The sequence below is a fragment of the Klebsiella sp. Q2 genome (assembly GCF_009900705.1).
In the GTDB taxonomy this organism is placed as follows: Bacteria; Pseudomonadota; Gammaproteobacteria; order Enterobacterales; family Enterobacteriaceae; genus Klebsiella; species Klebsiella quasipneumoniae.
Genome location: NZ_JAAABE010000007.1, coordinates 282,470 through 300,460 on the forward strand (window position 1 = coordinate 282,470; position 17,991 = coordinate 300,460).

General features: G+C 56.7%; 18 protein-coding genes. 10 read left to right on the forward strand and 8 right to left on the reverse strand.

Going from position 1 to position 17,991, the window contains the following annotated elements:
- Positions 1-66: 66 nt before the first annotated feature.
- Positions 67-675 (reverse strand): transcriptional repressor LexA, encoded by a 609-nt coding sequence (gene lexA, locus GT756_RS23595; RefSeq protein WP_004206291.1) that lies wholly within the window; start codon positions 673-675, stop codon positions 67-69.
- 122 nt (positions 676-797) lie between these two features.
- The gene (locus tag GT756_RS23600; RefSeq protein WP_004206290.1) at positions 798-1,166 is read right to left on the reverse strand and encodes a diacylglycerol kinase; all 369 of its coding nucleotides are present in this window, start codon (positions 1,164-1,166) and stop codon (positions 798-800) included.
- Between the two features lie 129 nt (positions 1,167-1,295).
- On the opposite strand from GT756_RS23600, the gene plsB reads away from it, so the two are divergent.
- Positions 1,296-3,719, forward strand: coding sequence for a glycerol-3-phosphate 1-O-acyltransferase PlsB (gene plsB / locus GT756_RS23605; RefSeq protein WP_108450746.1), 2,424 nt, complete (start codon positions 1,296-1,298; stop codon positions 3,717-3,719).
- A gap of 57 nt (positions 3,720-3,776) precedes the next feature.
- Here plsB and ubiA read toward each other — a convergent pair whose 3' ends face one another.
- From ubiA to malK, 5 genes are all read right to left on the reverse strand, one after another.
- On the reverse strand, positions 3,777-4,643 hold the full coding sequence (gene ubiA, locus GT756_RS23610; RefSeq protein WP_002884808.1) for a 4-hydroxybenzoate octaprenyltransferase: 867 nt from the start codon (positions 4,641-4,643) through the stop codon (positions 3,777-3,779).
- A 12-nt stretch (positions 4,644-4,655) separates the two neighbouring features.
- The gene (gene ubiC / locus GT756_RS23615) at positions 4,656-5,153 is read right to left on the reverse strand and encodes a chorismate lyase (RefSeq protein ID WP_017900123.1); all 498 of its coding nucleotides are present in this window, start codon (positions 5,151-5,153) and stop codon (positions 4,656-4,658) included.
- A gap of 187 nt (positions 5,154-5,340) precedes the next feature.
- Complete coding sequence (malM, locus tag GT756_RS23620; protein WP_008807310.1) at positions 5,341-6,270, reverse strand: maltose operon protein MalM; 930 nt, start codon at positions 6,268-6,270, stop codon at positions 5,341-5,343.
- A 114-nt stretch (positions 6,271-6,384) separates the two neighbouring features.
- Positions 6,385-7,674 carry a maltoporin gene (locus GT756_RS23625; RefSeq protein WP_002884747.1) on the reverse strand — a complete coding sequence of 430 codons (1,290 nt, stop codon included), beginning with the start codon at positions 7,672-7,674 and terminating at the stop codon, positions 6,385-6,387.
- Positions 7,675-7,758: 84 nt separating this feature from the next.
- Complete coding sequence (gene malK / locus GT756_RS23630) at positions 7,759-8,868, reverse strand: maltose/maltodextrin ABC transporter ATP-binding protein MalK (RefSeq protein WP_002884743.1); 1,110 nt, start codon at positions 8,866-8,868, stop codon at positions 7,759-7,761.
- Between the two features lie 370 nt (positions 8,869-9,238).
- Here malK and malE point away from each other — a divergent pair, with 370 nt between their 5' ends.
- From malE to malG, 3 genes are all read left to right on the forward strand, one after another.
- Positions 9,239-10,429, forward strand: a complete 1,191-nt coding sequence (gene malE, locus GT756_RS23635) for a maltose/maltodextrin ABC transporter substrate-binding protein MalE (protein WP_004206285.1) — start codon at positions 9,239-9,241, stop codon at positions 10,427-10,429.
- Between the two features lie 117 nt (positions 10,430-10,546).
- The gene (gene malF / locus GT756_RS23640; protein ID WP_017900124.1) at positions 10,547-12,091 is read left to right on the forward strand and encodes a maltose ABC transporter permease MalF; all 1,545 of its coding nucleotides are present in this window, start codon (positions 10,547-10,549) and stop codon (positions 12,089-12,091) included.
- 156 nt (positions 12,092-12,247) lie between these two features.
- On the forward strand, positions 12,248-13,138 hold the full coding sequence (gene malG, locus GT756_RS23645) for a maltose ABC transporter permease MalG (protein WP_002884725.1): 891 nt from the start codon (positions 12,248-12,250) through the stop codon (positions 13,136-13,138).
- A gap of 191 nt (positions 13,139-13,329) precedes the next feature.
- Here malG and psiE read toward each other — a convergent pair whose 3' ends face one another.
- Positions 13,330-13,740 carry a phosphate-starvation-inducible protein PsiE gene (psiE, locus tag GT756_RS23650; protein WP_004206282.1) on the reverse strand — a complete coding sequence of 137 codons (411 nt, stop codon included), beginning with the start codon at positions 13,738-13,740 and terminating at the stop codon, positions 13,330-13,332.
- A 370-nt stretch (positions 13,741-14,110) separates the two neighbouring features.
- On the opposite strand from psiE, the gene GT756_RS23655 reads away from it, so the two are divergent.
- The 6 genes from GT756_RS23655 to GT756_RS23680 all read left to right on the forward strand — a co-directional run bounded on the left by GT756_RS23655 (position 14,111) and on the right by GT756_RS23680 (position 17,987).
- Entirely contained in the window at positions 14,111-15,388 is a 1,278-nt protein-coding gene (locus GT756_RS23655; protein WP_049093095.1) for a serine dehydratase subunit alpha family protein, read from the forward strand.
- A gap of 62 nt (positions 15,389-15,450) precedes the next feature.
- Positions 15,451-16,191 (forward strand): AzlC family ABC transporter permease, encoded by a 741-nt coding sequence (locus GT756_RS23660; RefSeq protein ID WP_160125103.1) that lies wholly within the window; start codon positions 15,451-15,453, stop codon positions 16,189-16,191.
- Positions 16,184-16,504, forward strand: coding sequence for an AzlD domain-containing protein (locus tag GT756_RS23665; protein WP_004206276.1), 321 nt, complete (start codon positions 16,184-16,186; stop codon positions 16,502-16,504). Before GT756_RS23660 ends, GT756_RS23665 begins: the two co-directional genes overlap by 8 nt.
- Positions 16,505-16,524: 20 nt before the next feature.
- Positions 16,525-16,905, forward strand: coding sequence for a RidA family protein (locus GT756_RS23670; RefSeq protein WP_080936245.1), 381 nt, complete (start codon positions 16,525-16,527; stop codon positions 16,903-16,905).
- A 108-nt stretch (positions 16,906-17,013) separates the two neighbouring features.
- Positions 17,014-17,523, forward strand: a complete 510-nt coding sequence (locus GT756_RS23675) for a GNAT family N-acetyltransferase (protein WP_080936246.1) — start codon at positions 17,014-17,016, stop codon at positions 17,521-17,523.
- Between the two features lie 8 nt (positions 17,524-17,531).
- A complete protein-coding gene (locus tag GT756_RS23680) occupies positions 17,532-17,987 on the forward strand; it encodes an acyltransferase (RefSeq protein ID WP_135731551.1) in 456 nt (151 codons plus the stop codon).
- Positions 17,988-17,991 lie beyond the last annotated feature (4 nt).

The following is a 17,991-nucleotide window of genomic DNA, read 5'->3' on the forward strand; positions in this document are numbered from 1 at the left end:
CGGAGACCTGATAGAGGACAAACGTCGCAGCGTCATGCATCAGATGACGCTGCGCAGGGGCAGGCGTTACAGCCATTCTCCATTACGGATCACGCCAACGGCCAGACCCTCAATGGTAAAACTCTGCTGACGCAGATCGACAACGATAGGGGTAAACTCGCTGTTTTCCGGCAGCAGTTCGACGACGTTGCCCTGCTTTTTCAGGCGCTTGACCGTCACTTCATCGTCAATGCGCGCTACCACCACCTGGCCATTGCGCACATCCTGGGTTTTGTGGACCGCCAGCAGATCGCCATCCAGAATACCGATGTCTTTCATCGACATCCCGCTGACGCGCAGCAGAAAATCGGCGTTGGGCTTGAACATCGACGGGTCGACCTGATAGTGGCCTTCAATATGCTGCTGCGCCAGCAGCGGCTCACCGGCGGCGACGCGGCCGATCAGCGGCAGGCCGTGCTCTTCTTCCGTCAGCAGGCGGATACCGCGCGAGGCGCCGGAGACGATCTCGATCGCGCCTTTACGCGCCAGCGCTTTCAGGTGTTCTTCCGCCGCGTTTGGGGAACGGAACCCCAAGCGCTGAGCAATCTCCGCACGCGTCGGCGGCATGCCCGTCTGGCTGATATGATCCCGAATGAGATCAAACACCTCTTGCTGCCTGGTCGTTAACGCTTTCATTCCGCCCCCTGGGTGTATATACAGTTATGCTGTGAGTATATACAGCTAACGGTGATTTTGGAACCACATGGCACACAAAAATCGGCAGATTGTTTATATTTTGCGAGGGTTAGCGAAGAACGTTAGTGATAATGGCTCCACAGCAGCGTTCCCCAGGTGATCAGCGCGATGATAATCGCCAGCAGGACCGCCGCCGACCCCATGTCTTTGGCGCGCCCTGAAAGCTCATGATAATCCGAGCCAATACGGTCCACGACCGCCTCAATCGCGCTGTTGAGAATTTCGACTATCATCACTAGCAGGACCGAGCCAATCAGCAATACGCGGGTGATGGCGTCGACGTCCAGCCAGCAGGCTATTGCGACGGCCACAATGGCGGCGACGCCTTCCTGACGAAACGCGGCCTCGTTGATCCACGCCGCGCGAAATCCTTTCCAGGAGTAACCTGCCGCCTTAATGATTCGGGTTAACCCGGTGGTATTATTGGCCATCACAAAACCTTTTTTATGTAAATGACGTCGATGAGTGTACGCGTTTGCCGCGCGGTAACGGAAATTTTGCCCGCTTTCTGTTATTCTTGCCGCGCATTTGCATGATTAACCAGAGGCTTCACATCGTTTATGTCCGGCTGGCAACGAATTTACTATAAATTACTGAATTTACCATTACGGGTGCTGGTAAAAAGCAAGTCTATTCCTGCAGAGCCTGCTCAGGAATTAGGACTCGATACCTCGCGTCCGGTCATGTACGTCCTGCCCTATAACTCCAAGGCGGACCTGCTGACGCTGCGCGCCCAATGCCTGGCGCATGATTTACCTGACCCGCTAGAACCGCTGGAAATCGACGGCGCCCTGCTGCCGCGCTACGTATTCATCCACGGCGGGCCGCGCGTATTCACCTATTACACGCCAAAAGAAGAGTCCATCAAGCTGTTCCACGACTACCTCGATCTGCACCGCAACCATCCGGATCTCGATGTGCAAATGGTGCCGGTGTCGGTGATGTTCGGCCGCTCGCCGGGTCGTGAGAAAGGGGAAGTCAATCCGCCGCTGCGGATGCTTAACGGCATTCAGAAATTTTTCGCCGTCTCCTGGCTCGGCCGCGACAGCTTCGTGCGCTTCTCGCCTTCCGTATCGCTGCGTCGCATGGCCGATGAGCACGGTACTGATAAGATCATCGCCCAGAAACTGGCTCGCGTCGCGCGGATGCATTTTGCCCGCCAGCGCCTGGCCGCCGTCGGCCCGCGTCTGCCGGCCCGCCAGGATCTGTTTAACAAGCTGCTGGCGTCGAAGGCCATTGCCCGTGCGGTGGAAGACGAAGCACGCAGCAAGAAAATTTCCCACGAGAAGGCCCAGCAGAACGCGATTGCACTGATGGAAGAGATTGCCGCGAACTTCTCTTACGAGATGATCCGCCTGACCGACCGCATTCTCGGCTTCACCTGGAACCGCCTGTATCAGGGCATCAACGTGCATAACGCCGAGCGCGTACGCCAGCTGGCGCACGACGGCCATGAGATTGTCTATGTCCCCTGCCACCGCAGCCACATGGACTATCTGCTGCTCTCTTACGTCCTGTATCACCAGGGGCTGGTGCCACCGCACATCGCGGCGGGTATCAACCTTAACTTCTGGCCGGCCGGGCCAATCTTCCGCCGCCTCGGCGCGTTCTTTATTCGCCGCACCTTTAAGGGCAACAAGCTCTACTCCACGGTGTTCCGCGAGTACCTTGGTGAACTGTTCAGCCGCGGCTATTCCGTGGAGTATTTCGTCGAAGGCGGCCGCTCCCGTACCGGCCGTCTGCTCGATCCGAAGACCGGTACGCTGTCGATGACCATCCAGGCGATGCTGCGCGGCGGCACCCGGCCGATCACTCTGGTGCCGATCTATATCGGCTACGAGCACGTGATGGAGGTGGGGACCTATGCCAAAGAGCTGCGCGGCGCCACCAAAGAGAAAGAGAGTCTGCCGCAGATGCTGCGCGGCTTAAGCAAGCTGCGCAACCTTGGCCAGGGCTACGTTAACTTCGGCGAACCGCTGCCGCTGATGACCTACCTGAACCACCATGTGCCAGAGTGGCGGGAAGCAATTGACCCAATCGAAGCGGTCCGCCCCTCCTGGCTGACGCCGACGGTGAATAACATCGCCGCTGACCTGATGGTACGCATCAACAACGCCGGCGCGGCCAACGCCATGAACCTGTGCTGTACGGCGCTGCTGGCCTCCCGCCAGCGTTCGCTGACCCGTGAGCAGCTCACCCAGCAGCTGGAGTGTTACCTCGCGCTGCTGCGCAATGTGCCCTATTCGCCGGATGCCACCGCGCCGTCCGCTTCGGCCAGCGAGCTCATCGATCATGCACTGCAGATGAATAAGTTCGAAGTTGAAAAGGACACCATTGGCGACATCATCATTCTGCCGCGCGAGCAGGCGGTGCTGATGACCTACTATCGCAACAACATCGCCCATATGCTGGTGATGCCGTCGCTGTTAGCCGCCCTGGTGACTCAGCATCGTCATCTCAGCCGCGCCGAAGTGCTGCGCCATGTGGAAACGCTCTACCCGTTCCTCAAAGCCGAGCTGTTCCTGCGCTGGGAGAAAGCGGAGCTGGCCGGAGTAATGAATGCGCTGATTGCCGAGATGCTGCGTCAGGAGCTGATCGTCATCGATGGCGATGTGATGAGCCTTAACCCGTCGCACTCTCGCTCCCTGCAGCTGTTGGCCGCAGGCGCCCGCGAGACGCTGCAGCGCTACGCCATCACCTTCTGGCTGCTGAGCGCTAACCCGTCGATCAACCGCAGCTCGCTGGAGAAAGAGAGCCGTACCGTGGCGCAGCGCCTGTCGGTGCTGCATGGCATCAACGCGCCGGAGTTCTTCGACAAAGCAGTGTTCAGTACCCTGGTGTTGACCCTGCGCGATGAAGGCTATATCAGCGATACGGGCGATGCCGAGCCGGAAGAGACCCTGAAGGTCTACCGGATGCTGGCGGATTTGATTACATCGGATGTACGTCTGACGATCGAAAGCGTCACGCAGGACGACGCGTAACGCGGCGTTTGCCGTCCTCACCGCCCCCCGGTAAACCGGGGGGATGGGGACAGGGTTTTACAGGTAGCTCATCGCCAGGCCGAGGAACAGCACCAGCCCGACGTAGTTATTGTTCATAAACGCTTTAAAGCAGTTATCGCGGTCGCGATTGAAGATAAGCTTCTGCTGCCAGCCAAACAGACCCGCCGCCACGAACAGCGACCAGTAGTATTCCCAGCCCAGCCCATTCAGCCAGCCCACCGCGCCCATCAGCGCCAGCACGGCCACCTGCAGGATACCGATAATCAGACGATCGTTTTCGCCGAACAGGATCGCCGTCGATTTAATGCCGATCTTGACGTCGTCATCGCGATCCACCATCGCATACTGGGTATCGTAGGCCACCGCCCACAGAATGTTGGCGAGGAACATCAGCCAGCAGCTCAGCGGCAGCGATTCACTGACGGCCGAGAAGGCCATCGGGATCGACCAGCCAAAGGCCGCCCCCAGCACCACCTGCGGCAGATGGGTGTAGCGCTTCATAAACGGATAGACCCACGCCAGCGCCAGCGCCGCCACCGACAGCAAAATCGTCATGGTGTTGAGGGTAAGCACCAGCAGGAAGGAGAGCAGCACCAGAACGATAAACAGCGTTCGCGCCTCTTTCTCGGTGACGTCGCCGCTCGGCAGCGGACGGCGGGCGGTACGCTTTACGTGACCATCAAATTTTCGATCGGCATAGTCATTCACCACGCAGCCGGCGGCACGCATCAGCCAGACGCCGGCGACAAAGACCGCCAGGATCCACAGCGGCGGGACGCCCGGCGAGGCCACCCATAGCGCCCACAGCGTCGGCCACAGCAGCAGCAAGGCGCCGATCGGTTTGTCAGTGCGCATCAGGCGATGAAACGCCAACAGCTTATTCTGCGACAGACTCCACTCCATTTTTTCTTCCTCTTAGTACAACGGCGACGCAGGCAAAAACAGCTCGGTCAGCAGCAGGGGTTTGCCGCTCAGCCGCAGGCGGGAACGACGTCCCCACAGCGCTGCATCGCGACCAATTTCAATAAAATCGCGGGTTAATGTCGACGACGTGAACAGGTATCGCCCCAGCGGGGTCTGCCCGAGCTGCTGTAGCGCCAGCTCCGGCCCACACAACGTCGACTCCGGCACCACCGTGCGCCCGGCCAGCCAGGGCTCACCGTCGGCATTGAGTATAATCTCCCGCAGCCAATAGCGCGGCTCGTCGGGCAACAGCGCCGCTTCGTCAGCCAGCGCCTCACGCCCGATATACCCTTCGTTAACCAGGGTGACGGTGACCTGCTTTCCTTGTTGCTCAAAACGCTGGGTCATTGAGTCCTCCAGCAGCAGCCAGTCACTCAGAGGCGGCGCCAGGGGCGGCATAACGGCAAAATAGCGCAGCGCACGCAGTCGCGTAAGCGCAGGATGGGACATGCCTGATTCTCCGGTACATAACGTGAGAGCATTGTATCGCAGAATAGGCGGTTGGTGGCGGGCAAACGTCAATATACGATCATTCACGCAACAGCCATGCAACAGACCGCCGCGCGTGCAAAAAAAGGTGCATCCCGGAGGATGCACCTAAAGGCTGTGCCTAAACATCAGCATTGTGGGGAGACGATTACCCCTTGCCTTTTACACTGCTGATAAAGGTGGAACGAGCGGATTTCGAGCCGAGGCGCTCAGCTTCGTTCATCAATTTCAGGGCTTTGTCGATGTCACCTTGTTTCACCGCCTGCTTAATACCGTTGTTGAAGTAGGTTTCGGTATCGCTGAGCATCGGTTCGCTTTTAGCGGCCGGCGCCGCAGCGGCTGCGGCGGCTGGCGCGGCTACCGGCGCCGCGGTGTTACCGACGGTGACCGGGCCCGGGCCGGAGGAGCCGAACAGCGGCCCCACCAGCACGCTGGAGGTGCTGTTGGTTTTCACTTTCAGCTTCAGCACGCCATCGGTGGTATGTTTGGCGATGGGATCCGGGATGTCCGGCGCCGCATTACCTGCGCCTTTGGCATAGGCTTTCGCCGGATCCAACAGGGTGGTGGTCTGCTGGAGATCTTTTTCAGTGGTAAATACCAGCACATAGAGCTTCTGCTGGCCCAGCGCCGGGGTCAGGCGCATCACGCCGCCCAGGCGATCGGCAGTCATCACGCCCGGCTGCTGATAGGTGAAGTAGTTGCTGGGGAAGAACGCCGCTGGCGTCATGTTCTGGTCGAGAATCAGCACGTTCGGCGCAAAAATCTGCTTATGTTTGTTCAGCTCGCTGTCGAGGGTCAGGGTCAGCTCACCGATATTGGCCGGCACGCTCCAGGCGGCGACCGGTCCGACGATCCCCGGTACATCCAGGCGTTGACCGCCGGTGGTTAAATCTACGCTCTGCGTCTTCGATTGATCGGCAGGCGTCCAGATCAGCTGCTGCAGCGCACTGGCTGGAATAGACGGCGCGGCGCTGGTGTTCTGCGGTACAAAGTTAACATCGGCAAGGCTCATCCCCGGCACGCATGCCAACATCCCTGCGGATAAACACAGAGCGACGAGAGTTTTCTTCATTTTCATTCTTCTCACCTTGGATAGCATCGGTTTAGCGGTAGCCAGGCAATAGCGCGCTAACCCTGAATAGTCAGGAGGGGCCGATGCCCCTCCCAGGTTACACCCGTCCTGCGGACGGTATTACCACCACACTTCCATCTGGGCACCGAAGGTAACTTCGCTGTCGTCACCGCGGCTGGAGGTGAAAGCGCCGCTTCCGCTGCTGTCTTTTGTCTGCAGACCGGAGGTGTTGCTGTAGCCCCAGTTTTCATCCCACTTCGCGTAGGTTGCGAAGATACGGATAGCCGGACGAGACCAGACGCTGTTCCCTGCCTGCCATTGCTGAGCCAGAGTAATTTTGTACTGGTTGTTGTTTTCGCTGGTACGCTGGGATTTCACGTTGTCGTAACCGATTTCCAGCTGGGTGCTCATGATCGGCGTCCATTTGTACATCGGACGAACACCCACGGTGTACCAGGTGGAGCCGTTTTTGCTGTCCAGATCCACGTCCTGGTACATCGCAACGTACATCAGGCCCCAGTCATCGTTGAAGTCCATCGCGCCGTGATCCAGAACGCGGATCATGCTGCCGTTGTTATCGATGCTGGTCCCTTGAGAGTGGCCGCTGTTCCAGGAGGTCATTGCGTCAGTGGCGTACTGAACGACAAACTTGTTGAAGCCGCCCCAGATGGACTGAGTATGTTCACCGGTCCACATCCAGCCGTCTTTCGACGCGCCGTCTTCCAGACGGTAGTCATCCTGCGGGTTAGCACGGCCGTAATCGACGCCTAACTCCAGCACGCCGCCTGGGTTGGTTTCCAGGCCCGCCAGACGGATGTCAAAGACGTCGTTGGCAGTTTTCGCAGCATATTTTTTGGTGTCATCGCTGGAGAAAGTATAAGAGCCGCCGCTTTCTGAGTTACGAGTAGCGGCCAGAGAGAGCTTACCGAAGCCAAGGTCAACGTTTTCCAGACCTGCACCCGGGCCGGAGATATCCCAGTAGTAGAAGTCGATCATGTGAACGTCATGACGCTGATAGAAGCGTTTACCCGCCCACAGCGTGGAGCCCGGCAGCCAGTCGATCAGGTTTTTACCCTGGATGTTGGCTTCACGGAACGCCGGAGAGGTGCTTTCCCAGTCATCTTCCTGATTCACGGAATAGGCAACGTTAGTATCGAAATAAAAACTCTTATCCCCTTCCTTCCACAGCTCCTGGCCCAGCTTCAGTTCCGCATAGGTTTCACATTCGTTACCAAGACGGTATTTACTTTGAGCGCCGGTCGCTTTGAAGCACTGTTGCTCGCCGCCGCTGCCGGTCCAGCCAATGCCGGAACGCGCGTAGCCATGGAAATCGACAGCCAGCGCCTGAGCAGACATAACGCCTGCCGCGACGGCGACCGCCAGTGGAAGTTTGCGCAGAGTAATCATCATTCTATCTCCTGAGATCATTGCTTTTCTTTGCACGCTTCGCCGGTGTACCGCCAGCCGGGTTCGCGCCTTTTTTAATGGGAAGCCTTACACGCCCGGCTCTTTATGCAGCCGACGACAAGCGGTGCCATCCTCACGGAATAAATGGCAACGTTCTGGCGGCAAACCGATGGCGAATGTGGCTCCCTCTTCTACCAACACCACGTCGTTCTGGCGGTAAACCAGGTTCTGACGGATGGCGGGGATCTGGATATGAATTTGCGTTTCGTGACCTAACTGCTCGACGACCTGAACCTCACCTTCGAGGGTCACATCGGCGATATCGCTGGGCAGTAAATGCTCCGGGCGGATACCTAAGGACATGTTGGCGCCCGCCTGAACGTTGGCGCTGTCCACCGGCAGCCAGATTTGCTGACGGTTCGGCAGTTCAACCTGCACCTGATCGATAGCCGTCGCGGTGACTTTAACCGGCAGGAAGTTCATCTTCGGTGAACCGATAAAGCCGGCGACGAAGCGGTCAGCCGGATAGTGATAGAGTTCCAGCGGTTTCCCGACCTGCGCCACCCGGCCAGCGTCGAGGACCACGATCTTGTCCGCGAGGGTCATCGCTTCCACCTGATCGTGGGTGACATAGATCATGGTGCGGCCCAGTCGCTTATGCAGACGGGAGATTTCGATACGCATCTGGACGCGCAGGGCGGCATCGAGGTTGGAAAGCGGCTCATCCAGCAGGAAGACGCTCGGCTCAGCCACCAGGGTACGACCAATCGCCACGCGCTGACGCTGACCGCCGGAGAGGGCTTTCGGTTTACGCTCCAGCAGATGGGCCAGCTGCAGCACTTCCGCAACCTGGGTCACCCGCTGGTTAATCAGATCTTTTTTCGCGCCGGCCAGCTTCAGGCCAAACGACATATTTTCCGCAACGGAAAGGTGGGGATAGAGCGCATAAGACTGGAATACCATCCCAACGCCGCGTTCTGCCGGTGGGATCTCGTTCATGCGGGTGTCCCCGATAAACAGGTCCCCGCTGGTAATAGTTTCTAACCCGGCAATCATACGCAGCAGGGTAGATTTGCCGCAGCCCGATGGCCCGACAAACACGACGAATTCCCCTTCGTGGATATCGAGATTGATATCTTTCGATACCACCACGTCACCCCAGGCTTTCGTTACATTTCGCAGCTGTACGCTCGCCATGCCCTTCTCCCTTCGTTACAACCTGTCACTAACAGTCACATTCAAGATGGGTCGACTATGCGGCATTCATTAGCCGGGCAAATCCTCCACCCCCCGGCTTTTTTATGGGGGAGGAGATGGGAGGATGAGAGATTGGCTCTCGCCGCGGGGGATGGCGGGCGGCGCGTGATTTCGTGATGGAGGCGACAAAATTGGGCGCTTTTTTCTGTGCTCCAGGACGCAATACGGCCGTTTTTGCAATGGAGATCACACAACCAGCGGGTGGGGCGTAGACCTGGGGAGGATGGAAAGGGGTTGTTAAAAAAGGAAACTCATCATCGTTAAGCCACCGAAGTGTATCCACGAGTACAACACCAAAAAGGACGGGTATATGAAAATCAAAACTGGCGCTCGCATCCTCGCGCTGTCGGCACTGACCACGATGATGTTTTCCGCCTCTGCCCTCGCGAAAATTGAAGAAGGTAAGCTGGTTATCTGGATTAACGGCGACAAAGGCTACAACGGCCTCGCTGAAGTGGGTAAAAAGTTTGAAAAAGACACCGGCATTAAAGTTTCCGTAGAACACCCGGACAAGCTGGAAGAGAAATTCCCGCAGGTTGCGGCGACCGGCGACGGCCCGGACATCATCTTCTGGGCGCATGACCGTTTCGGCGGCTACGCGCAGTCCGGCCTGCTGGCGGAAATCACCCCGGACAAAGCGTTCCAGGACAAACTCTATCCGTTCACCTGGGATGCCGTTCGCTATAACGGCAAACTGATCGCCTACCCGATCGCGGTGGAAGCGCTGTCCCTGATTTACAACAAAGACCTGGTGCCGAACCCGCCGAAGACCTGGGAAGAGATCCCGGCGCTGGATAAAGAACTGAAAGCGAAAGGTAAGAGCGCGCTGATGTTCAACCTGCAGGAACCGTACTTCACCTGGCCGCTGATCGCTGCCGACGGCGGATACGCGTTCAAGTTTGAAAACGGCAAGTACGATGTGAAAGACGTCGGCGTGGACAGCGCAGGCGCGAAAGCGGGCCTGACCTTCCTGGTTGACCTGATCAAGAACAAGCACATGAATGCCGATACCGATTACTCCATCGCGGAAGCGGCCTTCAACAAAGGTGAAACCGCGATGACCATCAACGGTCCGTGGGCGTGGTCTAACATCGATAAGAGCAAGGTTAACTACGGCGTGACCCTGCTGCCGACCTTTAAAGGCAAACCATCGAAACCGTTCGTTGGCGTGCTGAGCGCGGGGATCAACGCCGCCAGCCCGAATAAAGAGCTGGCGAAAGAGTTCCTCGAAAACTACCTGATGACCGATCAGGGTCTGGAATCGGTTAACAACGACAAACCGCTGGGTGCCGTGGCGCTGAAATCCTTCCAGGAAAAACTGGAAAAAGATCCGCGCATCGCCGCCACCATGGCGAACGCCCAGAAAGGCGAAATCATGCCTAACATCCCACAGATGTCTGCCTTCTGGTATGCCGTTCGTACCGCGGTTATCAACGCCGCCAGCGGTCGTCAGACTGTCGATGCTGCGCTGAAGGATGCCCAGAGCCGTATCACCAAGTAAGAAAACGGCGGGTGGCGCTTGCGCTTACCCGCCCTACCACTACGGCTCGGACCGTAGGTCAGGTAAGCGAAGCGCCACCTGACAAATAAGCTTTCACCGCTGTAGAGGATGATCCCCATGGATGCCGTTAAAAAGAAACACTGGTGGCAAAGTCCGCAACTCACATGGTCTGTGATTGGCTTACTGTGCCTGCTGGTGGGTTACCTTGTTGTTTTGATGTACGCCCAGGGGGAGTACCTGTTCGCCATCATGACGCTGATTTTAAGCTCAGTTGGCCTGTATATTTTCGCTAACCGCAAGGCTTATGCCTGGCGCTATGTCTATCCCGGCCTCGCCGGCATGGGCCTGTTTGTCCTGTTTCCGCTGATCTGTACTATCGCTATCGCGTTCACCAACTACAGCAGCACCAACCAGCTGACCTTTGAGCGCGCGCAGCAGGTGCTGATGGATCGCTCCTTCCAGGCCGGCAAAGCCTATAACTTCACGCTGATCCCGGCAGGCGACGAGTGGAAGCTGGCCCTGACCGACGGTGAGAGCGGTAAAAACTACCTTTCCGACGCCTTTAAATTCGGCGGCGAGCAGAAGCTGGCGTTAAAAGAAACCGACGCCCTGCCGGAAGGCGAGCGCGCCAACCTGCGCGTCATTACCCAGAACCGCACCGCGCTGAACCAGCTGACCGCCGTGCTGCCTGACGACAGCAAAGTGATCATGAGCTCGCTGCGCCAGTTCTCCGGCACCCAACCGCTGTATACGCTTGGCGAAAACGGCGTGCTGACCAACAATCAAACCCACGTCAAATACCGCCCGAACAACGACGTTGGTTTCTACCAGGCCATCAACGCCGACGGTAGCTGGGGCACAGAAAAGCTGAGCCCGGGCTACACCGTGACTATCGGCTGGGACAACTTTACCCGCGTCTTCCACGATGAAGGCATCCAGAAACCGTTCTTCGCGATCTTCGTCTGGACGGTGGTGTTCTCGGTGCTGACCGTGGTGCTGACCGTCGCGGTGGGGATGATCCTCGCCTGCCTGGTGCAGTGGGAAGCACTGAAAGGCAAAGCGATTTACCGCGTCCTGCTGATTCTGCCGTATGCCGTACCGTCATTTATTTCGATTCTGATTTTCAAAGGTCTGTTCAACCAGAGCTTTGGTGAAATCAACATGATGCTCAGCACGCTGTTCGGCATTAAGCCGGCGTGGTTTAGCGACCCGACCACCGCGCGCACCATGATCATCATCGTCAACACCTGGCTGGGCTACCCGTACATGATGATCCTGTGCATGGGGCTGCTGAAGGCGATTCCGGACGATCTGTACGAAGCGTCGGCAATGGATGGCGCCGGCCCGTTCCAGAACTTCTTTAAAATTACCTTCCCGCTGCTGATTAAGCCGCTGACGCCGCTGATGATCGCCAGCTTCGCCTTTAACTTTAACAACTTCGTCCTGATTCAACTGTTGACCAACGGCGGTCCGGACCGTCTCGGCACCACCACCCCGGCCGGTTATACCGACCTGCTGGTGAGCTACACCTACCGTATCGCCTTTGAAGGCGGCGGCGGTCAGGACTTCGGCCTGGCGGCGGCTATCGCCACGCTTATCTTCCTGCTGGTTGGCGCGTTAGCGATTGTGAACCTGAAAGCCACACGCATGAAGTTTGATTAATTGGAATAACCAGGCGTTATTGGCGCGGGCAGTTTGGACTCGGCCAGCGCGGAAGAACCGGAGCGTACACGTAGTACGTGAGGATTCTGAGCACTGCCCGAGTTCAAAATGGCAAGCAAAATAGCCTGGTGCGAAGTCAAGGGGAGTAAAATTACAATGGCTATGGTCCAACCCAAATCGCAGAAGCTACGTTTATTTACCACGCATCTCCTGCTACTGATTTTTATCGCGGCGATTATGTTTCCGCTGCTGATGGTTATCGCCATCTCGCTGCGCGAGGGTAACTTCGCCACCGGCAGCCTGATCCCGGATACCATCTCCTGGGAGCACTGGCGTCTGGCGTTAGGCTTCAGCGTCGAACACGCGGATGGCCGCGTCACGCCGCCGCCGTTCCCGGTCCTGCTGTGGCTGTGGAACTCGATTAAGGTCGCCGGGATCACCGCGATCGGTATCGTCGCCCTCTCCACCACCTGCGCCTACGCTTTTGCCCGTATGCGCTTCCCGGGGAAAGCGACCCTGCTGAAAGGGATGTTGATTTTCCAGATGTTCCCGGCGGTGCTGTCGCTGGTGGCGCTGTACGCGTTGTTTGACCGCCTGGGCCAGTACATCCCGTTCGTCGGCCTCAACACCCACGGCGGCGTGATCTTTGCCTACATGGGCGGTATCGCCCTGCACGTCTGGACCATCAAAGGCTACTTCGAAACCATCGATGGCTCGCTGGAAGAAGCGGCGGCGCTGGATGGCGCGACCCCATGGCAGGCGTTCCGCCTCGTACTGCTGCCGCTGTCGGTGCCGATTCTGGCGGTGGTCTTTATTCTGTCGTTCATCGCGGCTATCACCGAAGTGCCGGTCGCCTCGCTGCTGCTGCGCGATGTGAACAGCTATACCCTGGCGGTAGGTATGCAACAGTATCTCAACCCGCAGAACTATCTGTGGGGCGACTTTGCCGCCGCGGCGGTACTCTCCGCCATCCCGATTACGGTCGTGTTCCTGCTGGCGCAGCGCTGGCTGGTGAACGGCCTGACGGCGGGCGGGGTGAAAGGTTAAGTTTTTTGTAACACCGGCCCCAAATTTCAGAGGAGGGCCGACGGTCTAGCCGCAATACACGACCCCAACCGGGTATTGTCGCCGTCGCCCTCAGCTGAAAAAGTAAGGCCAATGCCACTGCTATCCTCAACTGGACCCTACATAAATTCTATTTGTGACTGTTGGTCAGCGGCCCTTGAGGCCGCTTTTTTTTATTCGCGTTTCAGGCGATTAGAGTTACACAGCCAGAGCGTAATCACCAGGATCAGGATTGCGGCGGAATAAATAAGTACCGCCATCGGCGACTCATGGTCGATGATGATCAGACGCACAATCGCGGTGATGCCGATATAGACAAAATAGCGCAGCGGGAAATGGAACCCCGACTGAAAATACTTGACGATCAGCGCGATAAACTCGAAGTAGAGAAAGTAGACCACCAGACCTTCCACCAGCCGGTACTTACTGGTCGGCTCCGGGGTAAAGAGGACATCGGCCAGATGCAGCGTCTCTTTACCGAGGAAGACGATCAGGATAATCCCCAGGCACAGCAGCCCAAGATTCAAAACCGTTTGCATCGCAGTGGCGATAAAATTCACCAGTGGGCGATAAACCGACGACATATTCACACCTCATAATCAGTCCGTGTTGCGTCCGGTATAGCGCAAAAGTGTGATCCAGATCTACAGTTACCCCTCACCGCGTGGGCTTTAAATTTTTGCGCCCTCAGGGCAGGATTTCGGCAAAAGAGAAAAATGCTCTCCTTAACGGCGTGTGATCGACATAACTGATTCCCATGATTTGCATAAAAATTTGCTTATACAACCATTGTTAATCAATAGCTTAATTTACATACAAGCCTGCATGTTTAGATATGGCTAAAAATAAAATTTTTCTCCAGACCTTAATAAATAAAGGGTTATTTGAGAAAGTTTTTTTCTGCCGATTCCCTTAGCATATTTCCTCATCATCTTACGTCCAAGAATCATAATAATGTCTGACCAAACATCCTCTCTTTTTATTCGCTGGCTACAGCGAGAAGTCGTACCAGCATTAGGTTGTACTGAACCCGTTGCTATTTCATTTACCACCGCTTACGCCGCGAAACATTTAGCGATACCCTGCGAAAAAATTCGCGGTTTTATTTCTGCCAACCTGTATAAAAACGCCACGGGTGTCACGATTCCCGGCACGACAGTGAATGGCGTCGCGCTGGCCGCCGCCATCGGCGCCTTTGGCGGCGATGCCGATAAGGGATTACAGACCCTGGCAGGCATTACTTCACAGCATGTGGAACAGGCACAAGCGCTGGTGGACGCCGGCCACGTTAATATTGACGTCCAGGACACGCCTGACTTTATTCATCTCGATCTCACCCTCAGCGCCGGTGACCAGACCTGTCGCGTCGTGGTAAAAGGCACGCATACCAATGTGGTCGAGTTATATATTAATGGCGAACAGCAGCCATTACACGCCGGGGAAAATAGCGCCACAGCGCAGGCCGAACTGCCAACTTTCTCTCTCCAGGAAGCGTATGACTTTATTATCTCCACCCCGGTTGAGAATATTACGTTTATTCTGGAAGCCGCCCGCCTCAATAGCGCACTGGCTGCAGAAGGAAAATCGAAAAAGTATGGGTTGAATATTAACGGAACATTCTCTGAAGCCGTTAAAAATGGTTTGTTAAGCAATGACTTAATGAGTGAGGTCATTATCAACACCGTCGCGGCTTCCGATGCGCGTATGGGAGGCGCCCCGGTGGTGGCTATGTCGAACTTCGGCTCTGGCAACCAGGGGATCGCGGCAACCATGCCGGTGGTAACCGTCGCCGAGCATCTGAATGCCGATGAAGAGACGCTCGCTCGCGCGCTGGCGCTCTCACATCTGACGGCCATTTCCATCCATTCGCGCTATACCCGCCTGTCCGCACTGTGCGCGGCCTCCACCGCCGCCATGGGCGCCGCCGCCGGTATGGCATGGCTGTTTACCCGCAATATCGAAACCATCAACACCGCCATCATCAATATGATTAGCGATGTTACCGGCATGATTTGTGATGGCGCCTCCAACAGCTGCGCGATGAAAGTGTCCTCGGTGGTTTCCAGCGCCTTTAAATCTGTATTGATGGCGATGCAAAACCGCTGCGCCAGCGCCAACGACGGCATTGTCTGCGCCGACGTCGAACAGTCGATTAATAACCTGTGCCGCCTCGTGATTAAGCCTATGGCGCAAACTGATAAAGAGATCATTCGCATTATGGTCAGCAAATAAGACCAGCCCTTTTGTACCCCACGCAATAATGATTTATTGCCTGCACCAACAGGTATTTTACGATGAATAAAAAAGTCATATTACGCGGCGCCAGCGCCATTATGCCCCTGTGCATCGGGGACTTTCCTTTCTCGTTCATTGTTGGCGCGTTAAGCGTCAGCGCCGGAATGAGCGTCTGGCAAAGTACCGCGTGGTCGGCGATTGTGATTGCCGGCTCGGCGCAGATGCTGGCACTGAATATGTTAAAAACCGGCGCCACGCTCGGCGTGATTATTTTCACCACATTAATTATTAATCTTCGCCACGTGCTGTATAGCGCCTCTATTTCCGGTACCGTGCGCGAAGCCTCATTCTTTAAAAAATGCTTTATGTCCTATGCGCTCACCGACGAGGTGTATGCCACCACCGTTAAAGAGATGGAAGGAAATAAAAAGGAAAAATATCTGTTTTATGGCTCGGCGATGATCACCTTCTGGGCGATTTGGGTGCTGGCCGATTTTCTTGGCGCGCTGGTCGGCGCCTCGTTTCCCCACATTGAAAAATACGGTCTCGATTTCGCCATGGTCGCCGCCTTTATCGCCATCGTGGTGCCGCAAATTAAAAGCCAGGCCTGCACCGTCGCCGCGGTAGTGGCCGCCGTTTCCGGCGTGCTGTTAGTGGTCCTGCCCTACTCGCTGGGTATCGTCGTCGCCTCCGTGCTCGGCGTCCTCGTCGGCCTGTGCGTCGACCTGGCGGAAGAGCGCAAGCAGAGGGCAACAACCGAATCCGATATGCCGTTAGTGGAGGCGCTGGAAAATGAGTAATAGCTATTTTATCGCCCTGACGCTGGGCATGGCCGCGGTCACTTTTCTTATTCGTTTCTCGTTTATCGGCCTGGCCGGCAAGATCCAGATGTCTGAGCGGGTGACCAAAACATTGCGCTTCGTGCCGGTCACCGTCCTGCCGGCCATCATCACCATTCAGATCCTGAGCGTGAATTCCAGCATGGAGTTCGACTTAAAAAACCCGAAGGTGATCGCCGCCATTATCTGTACGCTCGCCAGCTTCCGTTTAGGTCTGGTGTGGGTGGTGGTCAGCGGCGTCGGCTCGCTGGTGCTATTGAATTATTTTCTGTAACTGTTTGAAGGGGTAACCACATGATTATTACTACCGCTGACGCACCCGCCGCGATCGGTCCGTACGTTCAGGGCGTCAATCTCGGCGCGATGACCCTCACCTCCGGCCAGCTGCCCATTAATCCGCAGGACGGCACCATGCCCGACGACATTGCCGAACAGACGCGCCAGTCGCTGGAGAACGTGAAAGCCATCGTCGAAGCCGCCGGCCTCAGCGTTGGTCAGATCGTCAAAACCACGGTGTTTGTGAAAGACCTGGCGGATTTTGCCGCCATTAATGCCGCCTACGAGGCCTTCTTTACCGAACATCAGGCGGCCTTTCCGGCGCGCTCCTGCGTGGAAGTGGCCAGGTTACCGAAAGACGCTGGCGTCGAAATCGAAGCGATCGCTTTCGCCCGTTAACCCCCCGGCTGGAGGAAGAACCTCCAGCCCCTTCCCCACCGATTTTTGTCGTTCCACGTTGTTCATATTACAGGCACTATAGCCACTGAATGACCCGAGGAACGCAGCATGTTGACTATCCGAAAGGCATTACCCGACGACGCGCCACAACTGAGCGCGATGGGTTATGCCAGTTACCAGCACCACTTCGCCCATCTCTGGCGCAATGCCGATGAACTGGCGTTATTTCTTAAGCAAGAATATGCCGAAGATGCGCTACATCGGAGTCTTACCGATGCCAACCATCATTGGCTCATCGCCGAAGCCGCTTCCCCCGTTGGTTTCGCTAAATATAGCTATCAACAGCGAATGGCTGACGACGGCACGACGGGTACGCTGCTGCATAAGCTCTACATGATGCCGGGGGAGACTGGCCACCGCTACGGCGAGCAGATTTTTCACGCCGTCGAGACGCGAGCAAAAACGGCCGGTGAAAGCTGGCTGTGGCTGGAAGTACTCGCCGCGAATCCCGCCGCGCGCCGTTTTTACGAACGCCAGGGGATGCAGCACATCAGAGACGCAACTTTTCATTCCGCCAGCCAGCAAAGCACCTTACATATTCTGGCCAAACCGCTATGAGAGGAACTATGCCTGAGCTTCGTGACACCGGCGTACGTAACGTCGTTTGTGGTGAAAATGTCGTTATTTACCAGCCCGCCAACCTGTATAACTGCACGCTGGGCGATAACGTCTTCGTAGGGCCATTCGTTGAGATCCAGGGGAATACCTGCATCGGCGCGGAGAGTAAAATCCAGTCCCATACCTTTATCTGCGAATACGTCACCATTGGCCGGCGCTGTTTTATCGGTCACGGGGTGATGTTCGCCAACGATCTGTTTCGCGACGGCAAACCAAACGCCGACCGCGCCAGTTGGGGGCGGATTGAGATTGGCGACGACGTGTCGATCGGTAGCGGCGCCACGATTCTGGCCGTCAGTATCTGCGACGGCGTGGTGATTGGCGCGGGCAGCGTGGTGACGAAGTCCATCACCGAGAAAGGCGTGTGGGCGGGGAATCCAGCCCGCCTGCTGCGACGGCTGTAAAAAA